At 70.7% G+C, this 18,914-nt stretch carries 14 protein-coding genes; 10 read left to right on the plus strand and 4 right to left on the minus strand.

Annotation, left to right across the window (positions count from 1 at the left end; translation table 11 throughout):
• The 10 genes from CCN51_RS57035 to CCN51_RS07740 form a co-directional block, all read left to right on the plus strand.
• A partial coding sequence (locus CCN51_RS57035; RefSeq protein ID WP_245881585.1) for an SPFH domain-containing protein occupies window positions 1-553 on the plus strand: 553 nt, incomplete at its 5' end.
• A 134-nt stretch (window positions 554-687) separates the two neighbouring features.
• Window positions 688-1,254 (plus strand): hypothetical protein, encoded by a 567-nt coding sequence (locus tag CCN51_RS07700; protein ID WP_055413829.1) that lies wholly within the window; start codon window positions 688-690, stop codon window positions 1,252-1,254.
• Between the two features lie 392 nt (window positions 1,255-1,646).
• Window positions 1,647-4,118 carry an ATP-binding protein gene (locus CCN51_RS07705; protein ID WP_086859390.1) on the plus strand — a complete coding sequence of 824 codons (2,472 nt, stop codon included), beginning with the start codon at window positions 1,647-1,649 and terminating at the stop codon, window positions 4,116-4,118.
• Window positions 4,119-4,385: 267 nt separating this feature from the next.
• Window positions 4,386-6,227 carry an APC family permease gene (locus CCN51_RS07710; RefSeq protein ID WP_014172896.1) on the plus strand — a complete coding sequence of 614 codons (1,842 nt, stop codon included), beginning with the start codon at window positions 4,386-4,388 and terminating at the stop codon, window positions 6,225-6,227.
• 223 nt (window positions 6,228-6,450) lie between these two features.
• On the plus strand, window positions 6,451-6,540 hold the full coding sequence (kdpF, locus tag CCN51_RS07715; RefSeq protein ID WP_009326374.1) for a K(+)-transporting ATPase subunit F: 90 nt from the start codon (window positions 6,451-6,453) through the stop codon (window positions 6,538-6,540).
• Window positions 6,541-6,548: 8 nt separating this feature from the next.
• Entirely contained in the window at window positions 6,549-8,213 is a 1,665-nt protein-coding gene (gene kdpA / locus CCN51_RS07720) for a potassium-transporting ATPase subunit KdpA (protein ID WP_014172895.1), read from the plus strand.
• Complete coding sequence (gene kdpB, locus CCN51_RS07725) at window positions 8,210-10,342, plus strand: potassium-transporting ATPase subunit KdpB (protein WP_014172894.1); 2,133 nt, start codon at window positions 8,210-8,212, stop codon at window positions 10,340-10,342. Before kdpA ends, kdpB begins: the two co-directional genes overlap by 4 nt.
• Window positions 10,343-10,347: 5 nt before the next feature.
• Window positions 10,348-11,016: a potassium-transporting ATPase subunit C gene (locus CCN51_RS07730; RefSeq protein WP_014172893.1), complete on the plus strand. Its 669-nt coding sequence runs from the start codon at window positions 10,348-10,350 to the stop codon at window positions 11,014-11,016.
• Window positions 11,017-11,140: 124 nt separating this feature from the next.
• Window positions 11,141-11,824, plus strand: a complete 684-nt coding sequence (locus tag CCN51_RS07735; RefSeq protein WP_014172892.1) for a response regulator — start codon at window positions 11,141-11,143, stop codon at window positions 11,822-11,824.
• 60 nt (window positions 11,825-11,884) lie between these two features.
• A complete protein-coding gene (locus tag CCN51_RS07740; RefSeq protein WP_014172891.1) occupies window positions 11,885-14,434 on the plus strand; it encodes a sensor histidine kinase in 2,550 nt (849 codons plus the stop codon).
• A 20-nt stretch (window positions 14,435-14,454) separates the two neighbouring features.
• Here CCN51_RS07740 and CCN51_RS07745 read toward each other — a convergent pair whose 3' ends face one another.
• From CCN51_RS07745 to CCN51_RS07760, 4 genes are all read right to left on the minus strand, one after another.
• Window positions 14,455-15,021 (minus strand): universal stress protein, encoded by a 567-nt coding sequence (locus tag CCN51_RS07745; protein WP_043488532.1) that lies wholly within the window; start codon window positions 15,019-15,021, stop codon window positions 14,455-14,457.
• A gap of 438 nt (window positions 15,022-15,459) precedes the next feature.
• Window positions 15,460-15,696 carry a hypothetical protein gene (locus tag CCN51_RS07750; RefSeq protein ID WP_014172889.1) on the minus strand — a complete coding sequence of 79 codons (237 nt, stop codon included), beginning with the start codon at window positions 15,694-15,696 and terminating at the stop codon, window positions 15,460-15,462.
• Between the two features lie 492 nt (window positions 15,697-16,188).
• On the minus strand, window positions 16,189-18,006 hold the full coding sequence (locus CCN51_RS07755; RefSeq protein WP_043485957.1) for an APC family permease: 1,818 nt from the start codon (window positions 18,004-18,006) through the stop codon (window positions 16,189-16,191).
• 118 nt (window positions 18,007-18,124) lie between these two features.
• On the minus strand, window positions 18,125-18,914 hold a 790-nt coding region (locus CCN51_RS07760; protein ID WP_086859392.1), incomplete at its 5' end, for an Acg family FMN-binding oxidoreductase.

Below are 18,914 nucleotides of genomic sequence, written 5' to 3' on the forward strand. Positions count from 1 at the left end.
CGACCTGGACGATCTGCTGTCGGACCGGGAACGGCTGCACGAGGGGCTGGCAGTGATGATCGACAGCCCTGCGGCCGGCTGGGGCGTGCATATCGACCGGGTCGAGATCAAGGACGTACAGCTGCCGGAGTCCCTGAAGCGCTCGATGTCGCGCCAGGCGGAAGCGGAGCGCGAGCGGCGCGCCCGGGTCATCACCGCGGACGGCGAGTTCCAGGCCGCCCGGCAGCTGGCGAACGCCTCCCGGATCATGTCCGACACACCGGAAGCGATGCAGCTGCGCCTGCTGCAGACCGTGGTGGAGGTGGCCGCGGAGAAGAACTCCACGCTCGTCATGCCGTTCCCGGTGGAGCTTCTGCGGTACTTCGACCGGGCCGCGCGCCGTCTCGGAGACGGCGACGACAACGCCGGCGACAACGGGGAAGGCACCAGAAACGACACCAAGGACGGCACCAAGGACGGCACCAAGGACGGCACCAAGGACGGCACCAAGGACGGCAACGGCGACCCTTCCCCCGGGCCGGGTCCGGAGAACTCCTCCGGACCGGCTCAGTAGCAGGGCCGACGGGGCCGGGTACAAGGACCCGGGCATCAGCGCCGTGTCAAGGATGAGCGCCGCGGCGTCAGGACGGCGTCAGGGCCGGTACACGCCCGGGCCCACCGCCGCGCGCCGTGCCTAACGTGATCCGTATGGAACGGCGAACACCCCGGTCCGCCAGGACGCCCGGCGGATGGCGCGCCGGGCGACCAGGGCCCGACGGCGCCACCGGTGACCGACACTGGCGGCCGGACGCCCGGAGCGCGGGACTCTGCGCGTTGGGGTTCGCTGGGCTGACGCTCCTGCTCGACTGGGGTTCGGGCGGTCTCACCGTGGGGCGCGCCGACCTGTGGGCCGTGCTGGGCGTGCTGCTGTTCACCGTGCTGCGCCCGCCACGGGTGAGCGCGGGCGACGGCTGGCTCGCCGTGCGCGGCCTGGTACGCGAGCGCCGGGTGTGCACCGACGCCCTGGTCGCGGTGCGGCAGGACGGCAGCATCGCCACCCGCCTCGTCCTGCGGGACGCGTACGGCGGTTCGGTGGCCTTCGACCCCAGAATCCTGGTCGCCAATCCACTGCTGTGGCACCGGCTGGACGCCGGGGCCCGCCGCTCGCGCGAGCGCGGCACCCTGCGGCATGGGGAGAGCACCCTGCGGCTGCTGGGGGAGCGCATCGACGGGGAAACGGCCCGGGACGTGCTCAGGGCATCCGGGTTGGAGTAGACGCGCCGCCGGCCGCGGCCGGGGTTGACATGGTCCAATCCGGGGATGCGGGCACGCGGCACGGCCCCGGTGGGGGGTGGCCGGCGTGTGGGCACGAAAAAAAGGGGCGGGGCGCCGGACTGTGGGTCACGGCGCCCCGGGGGGATGCGGACAGCGCGTCAGAGGGACAGGGACGCAACTGCTTCCGCACAGCGCGCGGCACGACGAGGCGGCCGAGCGGGACTCGGCGGCGGGCCGACCGGGCCGCCGCCCGGGCCGTCCCGCACATGTCGTTCCGTCCCCCCCGTGGCCGGCCCGGCTTCGTCAAGGCGGTGTCAAGCTCTCCATGAGCCGCGCAAGAGAAGCGTCAAGATCCATGTCCGGCGCGCGAACCGGCGCTTTGCTGAGGGCTGATGAATGACGTACGGCCCGGACGGCTCAAGGTCTATCTCGGGGCGGCCCCCGGCGTGGGCAAGACGTATCGCATGCTCGACGAGGGACGCCGCCGGGCGTCGCGTGGCGCCGACGTGGTGGTCGGGTTCGTGGAGTGCCACGGCCGGCCCCGCACGGAGGCGATGCTCGACGGCCTGGAGGTCGTGCCGCGCGCCCACTGCGACTACCGCGGCGGGAAGTTCCAGGAGATGGATCTCGCCGCGGTGCTCGCGCGCCGCCCTCAGGTCGCGATCGTGGACGAGTTCGCGCACAGCAACGTCCCCGGTGGCCACAACTCCAAGCGCTGGCAGGACGTCGAGGAACTGCTCGCCGCGGGCGTCGACGTCATCACCGCGGTCAACATCCAGCATCTGGCATCCCTCAACGATGTCGTCGAGAAGATCACCAGGGTGCCGCAGGGCGAGACGGTCCCCGACGAGGTCGTCCGGCGGGCCCAGCAGATCGAGCTGGTGGACATGGAGCCCGAGGGGCTGCGCCGTCGCATGGCGCACGGCAACATCTACGCCCCCGAGAAGGTCGACGCCGCTCTCGCCAACTACTTCCGGCCCGGAAACCTGACCGCCCTGCGGCAACTCGCCCTGCTGTGGGTGGCCGACCAGGTCGACGAGGCGCTGCAGATGTACCGCACCGAGCATGGGATCGGCAGGGTGTGGGAGACCCGGGAGCGGGTGGTCGTCGCGCTCACCGGCGGGCCCGAGGGGGACACCCTGATCCGGCGGGCGGCCCGGATCGCCGATCGGTCCGCGGGCGGTGATCTGCTCGCCGTGCACGTCACCCGCAGCGATGGGCTCGCCGTCGGCTCGTCGCACGCCTCGCTCGCCCGGCAGCGGCGGCTGGTGGAGGACCTCGGCGGCAGCTACCACTCGGTGGTCGGTGACGACGTGGGCACCGCTCTGGTCGAGTTCGCCCGGGCCGAGCACGCCACCCAGCTGGTGCTGGGCACCAGCCGGCGCGGACGGATCGAACGGTTCCTCGGCGGGTGCGGCACCGGCGAGACGGTGGTCGGGATGTCCGGGGACATCGACGTCCACATGGTCACCCATGAGCGGGCCGGACGCGGCATGCTGCTGCCGTCCCGGCGCAGGACGCTCAGCCTGGTCCGCCGTGTCGCGGGCCCGGTGGCCGGCCTGGTCCTGCCGGTGCTGCTCACCGTTCTCCTGGACCGGGCGCGCGGCACGTTCAACCTCACCAGTGAGGCGCTGCTGTTCCTGCTCACGGTGGTGGGCGTGGCCTGCATCGGCGGGGTGGCCTCGGCGGTGATCGCGTCGGTGACGGCGTCCTTGCTGCTGAACTACTGGTTCATCCCGCCGATCGGTGCCTTCACCCTCGACAACGCCGACGCCCTGGTGGCGCTCGGCGTGTTCGCGATCGTGGCCGCCACCGTCGCGGGCGTGGTCGACCGGTCCCTGCGGCTCTCGCGACGCTCGGCCCGCGCCACCGCGGAGGCGGAGACCATGTCGTCCCTGGCCGGGACGATCGTGCGGGGCGGGGCGACGATTCCGGCGCTGCTGGAGCGTACGCGGGAGACCTTCGGCATGGAGTCGGCGGACCTCGTCCACCATGAGCAGACGCCCGACGAGGAGGGCGTGACCGTCGTGCCCGCGGGTCCCGGTGCCTTCCTGGTGCTGCGCGGCCGTACCCTCCCGTCGTCCGGACGGCGGGTGCTGGCCGCGTTCGCCGCGCACGTCGGCTCCGCCGTCGAGCGGACCCGGCTCGCCGAGGCCGCGGCCGAGATAGAGCCGGTCAAGGCCGCCGACCGGATGCGTACGGCACTGCTGCGGGCCGTCGGGCACGATCTGCGCACGCCGCTCGCCGCGGGCTGGGCGGCCGTGACCTCGCTGCGCAGCCGGGACGTGGAGTTCTCGGACGAGGACCGCGACGAACTCCTCGCCACCGCCGACGAGTCCCTGGCCAAGCTCAATCGGCTGGTGGAGAACCTGCTGGACCTCAGCCGCCTCCAGGCCGGCGTCCTCACCCTCGACCTGCGCGCCACCACGCTCGAAGAGGTCCTGCCGGCGGCGCTGGCCGACATCCCCGACGTCGAGGTGCGGGACCTGGAGGAGATCCCCGCCGTCATGGCCGACCCGCCCCTGCTGGAGCGCGTGATCGCCAATCTCGTCGGAAACGCGGCCCGCCACTCCCCGCCCGGTGGGCAGGTCGCCCTGACCGCCAGCGCCCACGCGGGCCGGGTCGAGGTGCGTGTCGTCGACCGCGGGCCCGGCCTGCCGCAGACCGGCCGGGAGCGGATCTTCGAACCGTTCCAGCGGCTGGGCGACACCGACAACACCACCGGACTCGGGCTGGGGCTGGCTCTGTCCAAGGGCCTGACCGAGGCGATGGACGGCACGCTCGTACCGGAGGACACTCCCGGCGGCGGCCTGACGATGGTGCTCTCCCTGCCGTTCGCGGAGCGGACGGTGTACTCCCGGTAGCGGTGTACTCCCGGCGGTGTACTTCCGGTGGCGGTGTGCCCCTGGTAGCGGTGTGTCTCTGGCAGGGCCGTGGATGCCCGCCCCGCCGCCATCTCGTGATGCGTGCCACACGCGCGTCAGGGATGCGTCAAAGCCGGCGGCTCGGGCGCGAAGAACGCGCAAGGAACGGTCGGCGGTGGCCGGAAAAGGTCAGAACCTGGGCGGACCAGCGCACCACCCTTCCCCGGGTGTGCCAGTCCCCGACCCCGGCTGAGGAGTACCCCGCCCATGTCCGTCCTGACCACAGAACCCGGCGCGACCCCCGCCGACGAGGAGCCGCCGGATACCGGCGAACGGCATCGGCTGACCGCTGTCACGGGGCTCGCCGCACTGTCCCTGGACGCGATGGCGTCAGTGGCCTACGGGCCCGAGGCGATCGTCCTGGTCCTGGCCGCCGCGGGTGCGCACGGCCTCGGATTCACGCTGCCGGTGACCCTCGCCATCGCGGGGCTGCTGGCGGTGCTGGTCGCCTCGTACCGGCAGGTGATCGCGGCGTTCCCGGACGGCGGCGGTTCGTACGCCGTGGCCAGGACCCACCTGGGGCGCCGTACGAGTCTGGTGGCGGCCGCCTCACTGGTCCTCGACTACGTGCTGAACGTGGCCGTGGCCGTCACCGCCGGTGTCGCGGCGCTGACGTCGGCCTTCCCCGCGCTGTACGACGACCGGCTGTGGCTGTGCCTGGCCGTGCTCGTGCTGATCACGGGCGTGAACCTGCGGGGGATCGTGGAGTCGGCGAGGGCGTTCATCGTGCCCACCGTGGTCTTCGTCTGCTCGATTCTCGTCCTGATCGTGATCGGCCTGTTCCGGTCCGCGCCGGTCAGCACCGAGGCCGCGGCCGGTCATGTCTCCGTGCTCGCCGACAACGCCACGACCGTCGGCGCCCTCCTCCTGCTGAAAGCTTTCGCCTCGGGGTGCAGCGCCCTGACGGGCGTCGAGGCCATCGCGAACGCCGTCCCCTCCTTCCGGGTTCCGCGCGTCAAGCGGGCCCAGCTGGCGGAGGTGGCTCTCGGCGCCGTGCTCGGCGTGATGCTGATCGGCCTGTCGGTGCTGATCTCCCGCTTCCACCTCCAGCCGGTCGAGGGCGTTACAGTCCTCGCCCAGCTCGCGGACGCCTCCCTCGGCCACAACTGGGGCTTCTATGTCATCCAGTTCGCCACGATGATCCTGCTGGCCCTGTCCGCGAACACGTCCTTCGGCGGCCTGCCGGTGCTGCTGAAGCTGCTGGCACGGGACAATTACCTGCCGCATGTGTTCGCCCTGAAGGCCGACCGACAGGTCCACCGGCACGGTGTGCTGGCCCTGGCTCTGGTCTCGGCCGGGCTGCTGGTCTTCTCCGGCGGCGACACCAACACACTCGTGCCGCTGTTCGCGATCGGTGTCTTCGTCGGCTTCACGATCGCCCAGGTCGGCATGGTGCGGCACTGGCGCGGGGAGCGCGGCGCCAGGTGGCGGGGGAAGGCGGTGCTGAACGGCCTGGGCGCCGTGCTCACCGGGGTCTCGGCGGTCGTGGTCACGGCGACCAAGTTCCAGGAGGGCGCCTGGCTGATCGTGATCGCCCTGCCGCTGTTCGTGGTGGCCTTCGAGACCGTACACCGGGCCTACGCCCGGATCGGGGAGCGGCTGGGGCTCGGCCGCATCCCGGAGCCGCCGCACCGCGACCGGTCCGTGGTCATCGTGCCGGTGTCCGGCCTGTCCCGGCTGACCTGCGAGGCGCTGAACGCGGCGGCCTCCCTCGGCGACGAGGTGCGGGCGGTCACCGTGTGCTATCCGGACGCCGAGGACCGGGCACAGACCCACGCCCTGGAGCGCGCCTGGGCCGAGTGGAACCCCGGAGTCCCGCTCATCCCCCTGGCCTCCGAGCGCCGCACCCTGGGCCGGCCCATCGCCGCGTATGTGCGGGAGACGGCCGCCGCCGAGCCCGGTACCCGGGTCACGGTCCTCATCCCCGAGGTGGAGCCGGAGCGGCTGTGGCAGCGGCTGCTGCAGAACCAGCGGGGTGCCGTGGTGGCCCACGCGGTGCGGCGCGAGACGCGGGCGGTGATCTGCCGGCTGCGGTTTCGGCTGTCCTGAGGGCGTTCGGCGAACGGCCGTAAGAGATGCGTCAAGGGACGACGTGCGGCCGTAAGGGAGCCGTCAACGACGGCCGAAACCAGCCACAAAGGCGCTTTCCTCATCTCGTCAGATTCTCATTCGAACCTCACTAGGAGCTCGCGATGGCCGACATGGCCTTCGTCGTCACCACGATCGCGGTGTTCGCGCTTGTGGCTCTCGTCGCCAAGGGGGTGACGAAGCTGTGACCGCCGAGAATGTCGTCGGCCTCGTCGTGGCCGTTGCCCTGCTGGGCTATCTCGTCCTCGCCCTGATCTTCCCGGAGAGGTTCTGAGCCCCGTCATGAGTCCCGTTCTCGCCGGCGTGCTCCAGCTGCTCGCCCTCATCGCGGCGCTGGCGCTCGTCTACGTACCCCTCGGCAACTACATGGCCGGGGTCTACTCCTCCGACAAGCACTGGCGTGTCGAGAAGTGGATCTACAAGGGGATCGGCGCCAACCCCGACACGGAGATGCGCTGGCCCGCGTACCTGCGCGGTGTGCTGGCGTTCTCCGCGGTCGGTGTCCTGTTCCTGTACCTGCTGCAGCGGGTGCAGGGCGCGCTGCCCGGTTCGCTCGGCTTCGCCTCCATCGACCCGGACCAGGCGTTCAACACGGCCGCGTCGTTCGTGACCAACACCAACTGGCAGTCGTACTACGGCGAGCAGGCCATGGGCCACGTCGTACAGACCGCCGGTCTGGCCGTGCAGAACTTCGTCTCGGCCGCGGTGGGCATCGCGGTGGCCGTGGCGCTGGTGCGGGGCTTCGCCCGCGCGCGCACCGGTGAGCTCGGCAACTTCTGGGCCGACCTGGTGCGCGGCACGGTCCGCATCCTGGTGCCGGTCGCCGCGATCGCGGCGGTCGTCCTGGTGGCGTGCGGCGCGATCCAGAACTTCTCCGGTATCCATGAGGTCGGCCAGTTCATGGGCGGTTCGCAGCAGTGGAACGGTGGCGCGGTCGCCTCGACGGAGGCCATCAAGGAGGTGGGCACCAACGGTGGCGGCATCTTCAACGCCAACAGTGCCCACCCGTTCGAGAACCCCATCCCGTTCACGAACCTCTTCGAGATCTTCCTGATCCTGGTGATCCCGCTCTCGCTGACCCGGACATTCGGCGTTCTGGTCGGCTCGGTGAAGCAGGGGTACGCCATCCTCGCCACGATGGCCACGATCTGGATCGGCTTCACGGCGCTGATGATGTGGACGGAGTTCTCCCACCACGGCCCGGCGTTCGAGATCGCCGGCGGGGCCATGGAGGGCAAGGAGGTCCGCTTCGGCGTCGGCGGCTCGTCGATCTTCGCGGTGGCGACCACGCTCACTTCGACCGGTGCGGTGGACTCCTTCCACTCCTCGTTCACCGGCCTGGGCGGCGGCATCACCATGCTCGGCATGATGCTGGGCGAGATCGCGCCCGGTGGTGTGGGGTCCGGCCTCTACGGCATGCTGATCATGGCGATCATCGCGGTGTTCATCGCGGGTCTGATGGTCGGCCGTACGCCCGAGTACCTGGGCAAGAAGATCGGCACCCGCGAGATCAAGCTCGCGGCCATGTACATCCTCGTCACCCCGGCCCTGGTGCTCATCTTCACGGCCGCGGCGATGGCGCTGCCGACCCCGCAGAACTCCATGACGAACAGCGGGGCACATGGCTTCTCCGAGATCCTTTACGCCTACACCTCTGGTGCCAACAACAACGGTTCGGCCTTCGCCGGTCTGAACGCCGACACGCAGTGGTTCAACACCACGATCGGTCTGGCGATGCTGCTCGGCCGGTTCGTGCCGATGGTGTTCGTGCTGGCGCTGGCGGGCTCGCTGGCGGAGCAGAAGCCCGTACCGGCCACCGCGGGCACTCTGCGCACCGAGAAGCCGCTGTTCACCGGCCTGCTGGTGGGGGCGATTCTGATCATCACCGGTCTGACGTACTTCCCGGCGCTCGCGCTGGGGCCGCTCGCCGAGGGGATGGCGTCATGACCACGGACATGAAGAAACACGAGGAACCGATGTCCACAGCCACTCCGACCCGGGCGCCGCACAGCGACGTACCCACCGGCCACAGGCCCGCCGAGGGCCGTGTCGGCGCGGGCCTGTTCGACCCCGGTCAGCTCCTCAAGTCGCTGCCGGACGCCTTCCGCAAGCTCGACCCGCGGGTGATGGTCAAGTCGCCCGTTATGTTCGTGGTGCTGGTCGGCTCGGTCCTGACGACCATCTTCTCCTTCAAGGACCCGACCGACTGGTTCGGCTGGGCGATCAGCGCCTGGCTGTGGCTGACGGTGATCTTCGCGAACCTCGCGGAGGCGGTCGCCGAGGGCCGCGGCAAGGCGCAGGCCGACACCCTGCGCAAGGCGAAGACCGATACGGTCGCGCGCCGGCTCAGCGGTGCCGCGGAAGAGCGTGTGCCGGGCACCGAGCTGAAGATAGGCGACCTGGTCGTCTGCGAGGCGGGCGACATCATCCCCGGCGACGGTGACGTCGTCGAGGGCGTCGCCTCGGTGGACGAGTCGGCCATCACCGGCGAGTCGGCACCCGTCATTCGCGAATCGGGCGGCGACCGCAGCGCCGTCACCGGCGGGACGAAGGTGCTCTCCGACCGCATCGTCATCAAGATCACGACGAAGCCGGGCGAGACTTTCATCGACCGGATGATCAACCTCGTCGAGGGCGCGGCCCGGCAGAAGACGCCCAACGAGATCGCGCTGAACATCCTGCTCGCGTCTCTGACGATCGTGTTCCTCCTCGCGTGCGCCACGCTGCCGCCGTTCGCCGAGTACGCGCATAAGCACCTGACCATGGTCGTGCTGGTGGCCCTGCTGGTCTGCCTGATACCGACCACGATCGGCGCGCTGCTCTCCGCGATCGGCATCGCCGGCATGGACCGCCTGGTCCAGCGCAATGTGCTCGCCATGTCCGGGCGTGCCGTCGAGGCCGCCGGCGACGTGTCCACCCTGCTGCTCGACAAGACCGGCACCATCACGCTCGGCAACCGCCAGGCGTCGGAGTTCGTGCCGGTGCGCGGCACCACGGAGGCCGAGGTCGCGGACGCCGCGCAGCTCTCGTCGCTGGCCGACGAGACGCCCGAGGGCCGTTCCATCGTCGTCCTCGCGAAGGAGAAGTACGGGCTGCGCGAGCGGCACCAGGGCGAGCTGGCCGACGCCGAGTGGGTGGCCTTCACCGCCCAGACCCGTATGTCGGGCGTCGACGTCGACGGCAGGAAGGTCCGCAAGGGCGCGGCCGGTTCGGTGATCGCCTGGGTCCAGCAGCAGGGCGGTACGGTCGCGCAGGACGCGGACGAGATCGCCAACCGGATCTCCGAGGCGGGCGGTACGCCGCTGCTGGTCGCGGTCCATGACGATCAGGGTGCCCGGATCCTCGGCGTCATCCACCTCAAGGACGTCGTCAAGGAGGGCATGCGGGAGCGGTTCGACGAGCTGCGCCGCATGGGCATCAAGACCGTCATGATCACGGGTGACAACCCGCTGACGGCCAAGGCGATCGCCGAGGAGGCGGGGGTCGACGACTTCCTCGCCGAGGCCACGCCCGAGGACAAGATGGCGCTCATCAAGCGTGAGCAGGCGGGCGGCAAACTGGTCGCGATGACCGGTGACGGCACCAACGACGCGCCCGCGCTGGCACAGGCGGATGTCGGCGTGGCGATGAACACCGGTACGTCGGCCGCCAAGGAGGCCGGCAACATGGTCGACCTCGACTCGAACCCGACCAAGCTCATCGAGATCGTCGAGATCGGCAAGCAGCTCCTCATCACCCGGGGCGCCTTGACGACGTTCTCCATCGCCAACGACGTCGCCAAGTACTTCGCGATCATCCCGGCCCTGTTCGCGGCGGTCTACCCGGGTCTGGACAAGCTCAACATCATGGGTCTGTCCTCGCCCGACTCCGCGATCCTGTCCGCGGTCATCTTCAACGCGCTGATCATCATCGCGTTGGTGCCGCTCGCCCTGCGCGGTGTGCAGTACCGCCCGGTCAGCGCCGACAAGATGCTCCGCCGCAACCTCACCATCTACGGCCTCGGCGGTCTTGTCGCGCCCTTCGTCGGGATCAAGATCATCGACCTGCTCATCTCGCTCATCCCTGGGATCGGGTGAAGGACATGAACAACTCCCTCACGAACACTGCTCGGTTGCTCGGCGCGGGCCTGCGCGCCCTCCTCGTGCTGACCCTGGTGACGGGCGTCATCTACCCGCTGGTCATCACCGGCATCGCCCAGGGCCTGTTCAGCGACAAGGCGAACGGCTCCGAGATCAAGGCGGACGGGAAGGTCGTCGGCTCGTCCCTGATCGGACAGTCCTACAACCTGCCGCTGAAGAAGGGCCAGGAAACGCCGGACCCGGACCTGAAGTGGTTCCAGGGCCGCCCGCAGAACGGCCTTGGCAGCAACAGCGTCAACACCCAGTACAAGCTCATCCTCTCCGGCGCCACCAACCGCTCCGGGGACAACGAGGATCTCATCCAGTGGGTGAATGACGCCCAGACCGCCGTCGCCGATGTCAACTCGGTGCCCGGCTACAAGGTCGAGCGATCCGATGTGCCCGCCGACGCGGTGACGTCCTCCGGCTCGGGCCTGGACCCGCACATCTCCCGTGACTACGCGGACCTCCAGGTCCACCGCGTCGCGCAGCAGAACAAACTGTCCGTCTCCCAGGTACAGAAGCTGGTCAATGACCACGTCGAAGGCCGCACCCTCGGCTTCATCGGCGAGCCCCGGGTGAACGTCCTCGAGTTGAACATCGCCCTCAAGGCAGTCATGGCGAAGAGTTGAGGGGCTTAATCGAACGGCGCGGGGAGTCGGGGGGCCGGAGATGTTCCGGAATCGCCGGCTCCCCGCGCCGTGAACACCCCGTGGACCGCTCCGCTCCCGTGCACAACAGGAAAGGCGCACACCGATGACCCGGGTGCTGGTCGTGGAGGACGACCCCCAACTCGTCCGCGCGCTCGTCATCAACCTGCAGGCCCGCCACTACGACGTCGACGCGGCGCCCGACGGCACCACAGCTCTGCGGCTCGCGGCCTCGCACCAACCCGACGTGGTGGTCCTCGACCTCGGCCTGCCGGACATGGACGGTGTCGACGTCATCAAGGCGCTGCGCGGCTGGACCCCGGTACCGGTTCTGGTGCTGTCCGCCAGGCGGGCGTCCGAGGAGAAGGTGGCGGCGCTGGACGCGGGCGCCGACGACTACATGACCAAACCGTTCAGCATGGACGAACTGCTGGCCCGCCTGCGGGCCTCCGTCCGCCGCACCGAGGCAGGGCCGACGGCACCCGAGACGACGCTGGTCAAGACGGACGACTTCACCGTCGACCTGACCGCGAAGAAGGCACACCGTGACGGGCGGGACGTCCATCTGACCCCGACGGAATGGCACTTGCTGGAGATCCTGGTGACGAACCCCGGACGCCTCGTCACCCAGCGGCACCTCCTGCAGGAGGTCTGGGGCGCCTCCCAGAGCAACAAGACCAACTATCTGCGCGTGTACATGGCCCAGCTGCGCCGCAAACTGGAGGCCGACCCCTCCCACCCCCGCTACCTCATCACCGAGCCCGGGATGGGCTACCGCTTCGAGGAATGAGCCCGGCCCCGGGCCACTGCCGACACCGCACCGGACCACGACGAGAGCAGAAACGCGAAGATGGCACGCGGCAAGTTTCGGATCTACCTGGGCGCGGCGCCCGGCGTCGGCAAGACCTACTCGATGCTGTCCGAGGCGCACCGCCGCGTCGAGCGGGGCACGGACTGCGTGGTGGCCTTCGTCGAGCACCACCACCGGCCGCGCACCGAGGTGATGCTGCACGGCCTGGAGCAGATGCCACGCAAAGAGCTGGAGTACCGGGGCGGCACCTTCACCGAGATGGACGTCGACGCCGTCCTCGCCCGCCGCCCCCAGGTCGTCCTCGTCGACGAACTCGCCCACACCAACGTCCCCGGCTCGCGCAACGCCAAGCGCTGGCAGGACGTCGAGGAACTGCTCGCGGCCGGCATCGACGTGATCTCCACGGTCAACATCCAGCATCTGGAGTCCCTGGGTGACGTCGTCGAGTCCATCACCGGCATTCGGCAACAGGAGACCGTCCCCGACGAGGTGGTACGCCGCGCCGACCAGGTCGAGCTGGTCGACATGTCCCCGGAGGCGCTGCGCCGCCGGATGGCGCACGGCAACATATACAAGCCGGACAAGGTCGACGCCGCGCTGTCGAACTACTTCCGGCCCGGCAATCTGACCGCGCTGCGCGAGCTGGCGCTGCTGTGGGTCGCCGACCGGGTGGACGAGTACCTGACCGAATACCGCAGCGAGCACAAGGTCCGGGCGATCTGGGGCTCGCGCGAGCGGATCGTCGTCGGACTGACCGGCGGCCCGGAAGGCCGCACCCTGATCCGGCGCGCCGCGCGACTCGCCGAGAAGGGCGCCGGCGGTGAGGTGATGGCCGTCTACATCGCCCGCAGCGACGGCCTCGCCTCCACGTCCAACTCCCCGAAGGAACTGGCCGTCCAGCGCACCCTCGTGGAGGACCTGGGCGGAACCTTCCACCACGTCGTCGGCGACGACGTCTCAGCAGGCCTGCTGGACTTCGCACGCGCAGTCAACGCCACCCAGATCGTGCTCGGCGTCTCGCGGCGCAAGGGCTGGCAGTACGTGTTCGGCCCCGGTGTCGGTGCCACCGTCGCCCGTGAGTCGGGGCCGGACCTGGACGTCCACCTGATCACCCACGACGAGGCGGGCAAGGGCCGCGGCCTCCCGGTCGCCCGGGGCGCGCGGCTCGGCCGGACACGGATCATCGGGGGCTGGCTCGCCGGCGTGCTCGGCCCCGCCCTCCTCACCCTGCTGCTCAACGGTGTCGTGCCCGAGATGGGCCTCGCCAACGACATGCTGCTGTTCCTGGCGATGACGGTGGCGGCGGCGCTGCTGGGCGGACTGCTGCCCGCCCTGGCCTCCGCGGTAGTGGGATCGCTGCTGCTCAACTGGTTCTTCACGCCGCCCGTCCACACCCTGACCATCGCCGACCCGAAGAACATCGTCGCCATCGCGGTCTTCATCGGCGTCGCCGTGTCGGTGGCCTCGGTGGTGGACCTGGCGGCCCGCCGCACCCACCAGGCGTCCCGGCTGCGCGCCGAGTCGGAGATCCTGTCCTTCCTCACGGGCAATGTGCTGCGCGGTGAGACCAGCCTGGACGCGCTGCTGGAGCGGGTCAGGGAGACCTTCGGCATGGAGTCGGTCGCCCTGCTGGAGCGCCACAGCGACGTGGACCCCTGGACCTGTGCGGGCAGCGTCGGAGCGGACCCCGCGCAGTGCCCGGAGGACGCGGACGTCGACGTACCGGTCAGCGAGCACATGGCGCTGGCGCTCTCGGGCCGGGTACTGCCGGCCGCCGACCGCCGGGTGCTTGCCGCGTTCGCCGCCCAGGCCGCGGTCGTCCTGGACCGGCAGCGGCTGCAGGGGGAGGCCGACCAGGCCAAGGACCTGGCCGAGGGCAACCGCATCCGCACCGCACTGCTCGCCGCCGTCAGCCACGACCTCCGTACGCCGCTGGCCGGGATCAAAGCAGCCGTCTCCTCTCTGCGTTCCGAGGACGTCGCATGGTCGGAAGAGGACCAGGCGGAGCTGCTGGAGGCGATCGAGGAGGGCGCCGACCGCCTCGACCTCCTGGTGGGCAATCTGCTGGACATGTCCCGCCTGCAGACCGGCACCGTCACCCCCGTCATCCGTGAGGCCGACCTCGACGAGGTGGTGCCGATGGCGCTCGGCGGCGTGCCCGAGGGCAGCGTGGAGCTCGACATCCCGGAAACCCTGCCCATGGTCCACGTGGACAAGGGCCTGCTGGAGCGCGCCGTCGCCAATGTCGTCGAGAACGCGGTCAAGCACAGCCCGCCCGACCGACGAGTTCTGGTCTCCGCCAGCGCCATGGCCGACCGCGTCGAGGTGCGGGTCGTCGACCGCGGGCCGGGCGTGCCCGACGAGGCGAAGGACCGTATCTTCGAACCCTTCCAGCGCTACGGGGACTCCCCGCGCGGTACCGGCGTCGGCTTGGGCCTCGCCGTCGCGAGAGGGTTCGTCGAGGCCCAGGGAGGCACCCTCCACGCCGAGGACACGCCCGGCGGTGGACTCACGATGGTGCTCAGCGTGCGGACGGCACCGGAGCGCCGGCCGGAGCAACCCAGCCTTCCGGCCGCGGCCACGTCCTGAGAGCCGGCGTCCGATAGGGCTCAGGCGTCGGGCGGCACGGTCTTCGCCGCGTCCCCCAGATCCCGGGTGTCCAGGCGCAGCCGCCAGGCGTTGCGGCGATGGACGGCCGTCAGCTCGGCCTCCAGCGGGGACGGCGGCACCGCGAGGACGGGACAGGCCGCGTGCGCGAGGCAGTAGCGGCTGACCGAGCGGCGGAGCGCGCGGCGCAGGCCGCCGCGCCGACCGGCGCCGACGACCAGGACGTCGTTCTCGCGGTCGGCGATCCCCACCAGCGCCCGGCCAGGGGCGCCACAGGCAACCAGGGCGTGCAGCTGAACTCCGGGACCAGCGGCGCCGAACACGTCGTCGAGCGCGGTGAGCAGCCTCTCCCGGGCAAGGCGCCGCCAGTCGAGGGCACTGGGGGAGGTGGCCGCCGTCCGGTTCGCCGCGAGTTCCCCGCCGGGCGGCTCCCAGGCGAGGACCGGCCACAGTTCGGCCCCCCGGCGCCGGGCCTCGGCGGCGGCCAGGTACAGCGCGGTGTGACTCCCCAGCGAACCGCTCACTCCTACCACCACACGAGCGGTCCGGGGCGCGTCCGAATCCGACATCACGTCACCGATCCTCACATCCGGCAGGTCGTCCCCGCAGGCGATCCTCCTTGCAACCCGCCCATCCCACTCCGGGCCAGGGCTCCGGAACAGCCCGCGGGCCCTTTCTTGGCGTGCTTCTGACGGCTCTGTCAGCGGCCATCGTCCAGTGCGTCAGCGTTCCGTCAGCGATTCCCCGATCCCCGTCAGCATCCTGTCAGGAGGCGTCCCGAGAAGGGGGAGGGCGGCATAGCGTCATGGGCGAGTCCCGGTCCGCCTCCCCGCGCCCGGGGCGTTCCAGTAGGGCGCCCTGACCGCCACGCTCGGCGCGGAGCTGGAGCTACGCGTCCGCCAGCCGGGTCTCCTCCAGGTCGAGGGAGCGCTGGAGGCGCCGGCGCGTGGTGTCGCTGATGCGGTGCTCGTCGTACAGGCGCTGGAGTTCGGCCGCCTTGATGTTGCTCAGGTCGCGACGGAGCTGGCGGTAGAAGAGGTCGGCGGACTCCTGCGAGGTGCCGTCGGCGGTCCCAGCCCCATGACCTCGGGACTGATCTCGATCTGCGGGGTGCCCGGCAACAGCGCCACGCCGAGGCCCGCGACGACCAGCAGGGACGGTGCGGGGATGCGCCATCGGCGGGCGAAGGTCGCCACCAACGTGGCGAGCACGACAAGAGCCAGGACCGTACCGACGCTGCGCATACCGCTTCCCCTTGGACGACGAGGGAGCCCCCGTGACTCCCAGCCGACCAGACTTGGCGCACGGCACGGAGATCGCCGCGCTCCTCCGGAACCCGGACTCGCCCATCGAACGGCCGCCACCTGGAACTCCTGCTCGACCGTGCGGCCGCCGTCGCCGTCGGCCGGGAAGGGGGCGGCGATCCGGCGCCGGACACGTCCACCACGGTGTTATCCGACGCAGGCACGGCGCGCCCGAGCGGACCGCGCGCCACCATGAATGCCACCGAGGCGTTTCGCACCGCGTCCGCGAACCAGCCGCCGGACGGCGCGGCGTCGCCCTGGCCCGGGAACTGGGCGTACCGCTGCTGCTGGAGTCATGCCGGTCGAGCGCGGCTCCCTGCTCTTCACCGTCGTGGACGTGGCTGGCCAGTGGATGTGCTGACGACGGGAATGAGGGGAATACAGCCCCACCCGGGCGACTGACTTCGCGTAGTGGATATGGGCTCGCCATCCTCACATGCTGAGCCGGTACGGCAGCATGCACACCACGACGTCCGTACGGGCCCGCAGGACGGTGGCGAGCAGCAGGCCGCGCTGGTTCTGGAGGATCTCGTAGCGGCGGTGACGGGGCTCCACCTCGGGGATGAGGACGGCGATCTGCCGCCCGTCCTGGGCCGCGCGCTGCACATAGTCGACGATGGGCTGCACAAGGGACCGGTGTGGGCTGTCGATGACATCGAGCCGTACGCCCGGGTTCCAGCGCTCCCAGGCGTCCCGCAGCGCCCGTGTCCTGTCCGGGTCGGCCTGGACGGCGACCGCGACCACTTCGTCGCCCAGGGCGAGAGCGGCGCTGATCGCGTGCCGGGCGAGCTTGCTGACCTCGCCGAGCGGGACGATCACCAGGCTCGCCGCGCGACGGTCCGGCGCCGCCGGAACGCGGCCGAGCTCCAGCTCCTTCCCGACCTCCGTGTAGTAGCGCTGGATACGGGCGAACAGCAACATCAACAGTGGCACGGCGATCACGACCACCCAGGCGCCCTCCAGGAACTTCGTGGTCAGGAGGATGACACCGGCCAGGGTGGTGAGCAGCGCCCCCGTGCCGTTGATCAGCGCCCGCGGCAACCACCCGTCCGGTTGGTCGGTCGCCCAGTGCCGTACGAGACCGACCTGGCTGAGGGTGAATCCGATGAACACGCCGATCGCGAAGAGCGGGATCAGCCGGTGGGTGTCGGCGTCGACCGCGATGAGCAGCACCGCGGCCAGCAGGGCCAGGGCGACCACACCGTAGCGGTAGACCGGCCGCTCGGCGCGCAGCCCGAACAGGTGCGGGAGGCGGTGATCGCGGGCGAGCAGGCTCATGAGCACCGGCAGTCCGCCGAAGCTGGTGTTGGCGGCGAGGAGGAGGATCAGGGTGACGATCAGGTTGGTGGCGTAGTAGGCCCAGCCGTCCCCGTAGGCACCGGCGGTGAGCTGGGCCAGGATCGTCACCTCACCCCGTGGGGCCACATGATCGCGGTGGATCAGCACGGCCAGGCCGATCAGCATCAGCCCCAGCAGCGCGCCGAGCATGAGTTCGGTGCGCTGGGCACGTCTGACCCGCGGGGTGCGGAAGGTGGGTACGGCGTTGGCGATGGCCTCCACACCCGTCAGGGCCGAACAGCCCGACGAGAACGCCTTCAGGACCAGCACGACCCCGAGCGCCTCATGCACGTGAAGGGGCTGCTCGGTGCCGACGACGGCCGCCGGATGCGGGCGGAGCAGACCGAGGACGATGACTCCGGCGATGGCCATGATGAACAGCACGGTCGGCAGCATCAGCACCCGGGCGCTCTCGGTGACGCCCCGCAGGTTCACCGCCGTCAGCAGGGCCAGCCCGGCCAGAGTGACCACGAGCTTGTCGTGGGCGAGGGCGGGGAAGGCGGACGCGAGCGCGTCGGCGCCGGCTGCCAGGCTGACCGCCACGGTGAGGACATAGTCGACGACCAGACTGGCCGCGGCGAGCAGGCTGGGCGTCACCCCCAGGTCCTTCTTGGCGACGGCGTAGGCCCCGCCGCCGTCCGGGTGTACGGCGATCACCTGGGAATACGACACCACCAGCGCCACGAGCAGAAGGACGATGGCCAGTGTGACGGGCAGCGTGGCGGCCAGCGCGCCGCTTCCGGCCGCGACCAGTGCCAGCACGATCGCCTCGGGGCCGTACGCCACCGAGCTGAGCGCGTCCAGCGACAGCGCGGCCAGGCCCTCCAAGCTCGTCAGGTGGTGCTTTTCTCCTTCGCCCGGGCGCAGCGGGACTCGCGGTCGCAGCTCACGACGTGCCAGGCCAAACACCATCGGGACCTCACCACGGCCGGTCGGACGGTCGCCAACAGTGTCCTTCGGCCCGCCTCGGGCCGCCTCTCATGCACCGACGCCGGCGGATCCCTATGGCCGATACCCGGCGCGCAGGTGGTCAGGGCTGGATGTCGAGTGTGTGGCGGGTGGGGCGGCGTGGTGTTCTGGGGCCTGGTGGGCCGTAGCCGAGGCGCAGCACCATGTGTACGTGTCCCGCTCCTGCCATGGGGTCGCGCAGTGGCCAGCGCAGGTCGGGCCATTCGAGGGCCTGGGTGATGAAGGAGCTGGACAGTCCTTCGAGGGTGGCGGTCAGCAGGACGCGTTCCATGGCCTGGCCCGTGCGCAGCCAGTCTTTCGGTGTGTCGCCGGGGGTGGCCAGCAGCGCCAGTTGCGGGGAGCTTTCGAAGTCGGCGCTCTCGCGGCCGGGGATCGGTTTGCCGCCCGCGAAGTCCCGTACGGGGGCCTTGCCGCCGCGCCGGCGGGGGCCGAAGGCGTACGGCGGTACGCCTTCGGCGGCGGACCGCGGCGTCTGCTCGGAGAGCCGGGCCCAGTGGGTGAGGTCCTCGGCGCTGCCCGAGTCGGTGAGGTTGCGCGCCTCGGCCTCCAGGGTCAGATCCAGCACCGTCTGCAGATGCCACCCGGAGGCGAAGGACAACGAAACACCTTCCGCCCCGGCCGCCTCCCGGAGGGTGGTGCGCACGGGTTCGGGTATCTCGGTCTCGGCGAACGGGGCCCGGCTGGTGTGCCGGGTGTGGACGGCCGGGTACAGGGCGCTCAGGTCTTCTTCGTCGCCGGGAGGGCCGGTCAGTGATACGGCGGCGAGCAGGGTCGGCTCGTCGGGGTCGGGCAGGAGCCGGGTCGTCGGTGGCCGGCCCGTGTGCGCGGCGGCGACGCGCAGGTTCATCAGG

The organism is Streptomyces milbemycinicus (assembly GCF_002154605.1).
GTDB lineage: Bacteria > Actinomycetota > Actinomycetes > Streptomycetales > Streptomycetaceae > Streptomyces > Streptomyces milbemycinicus.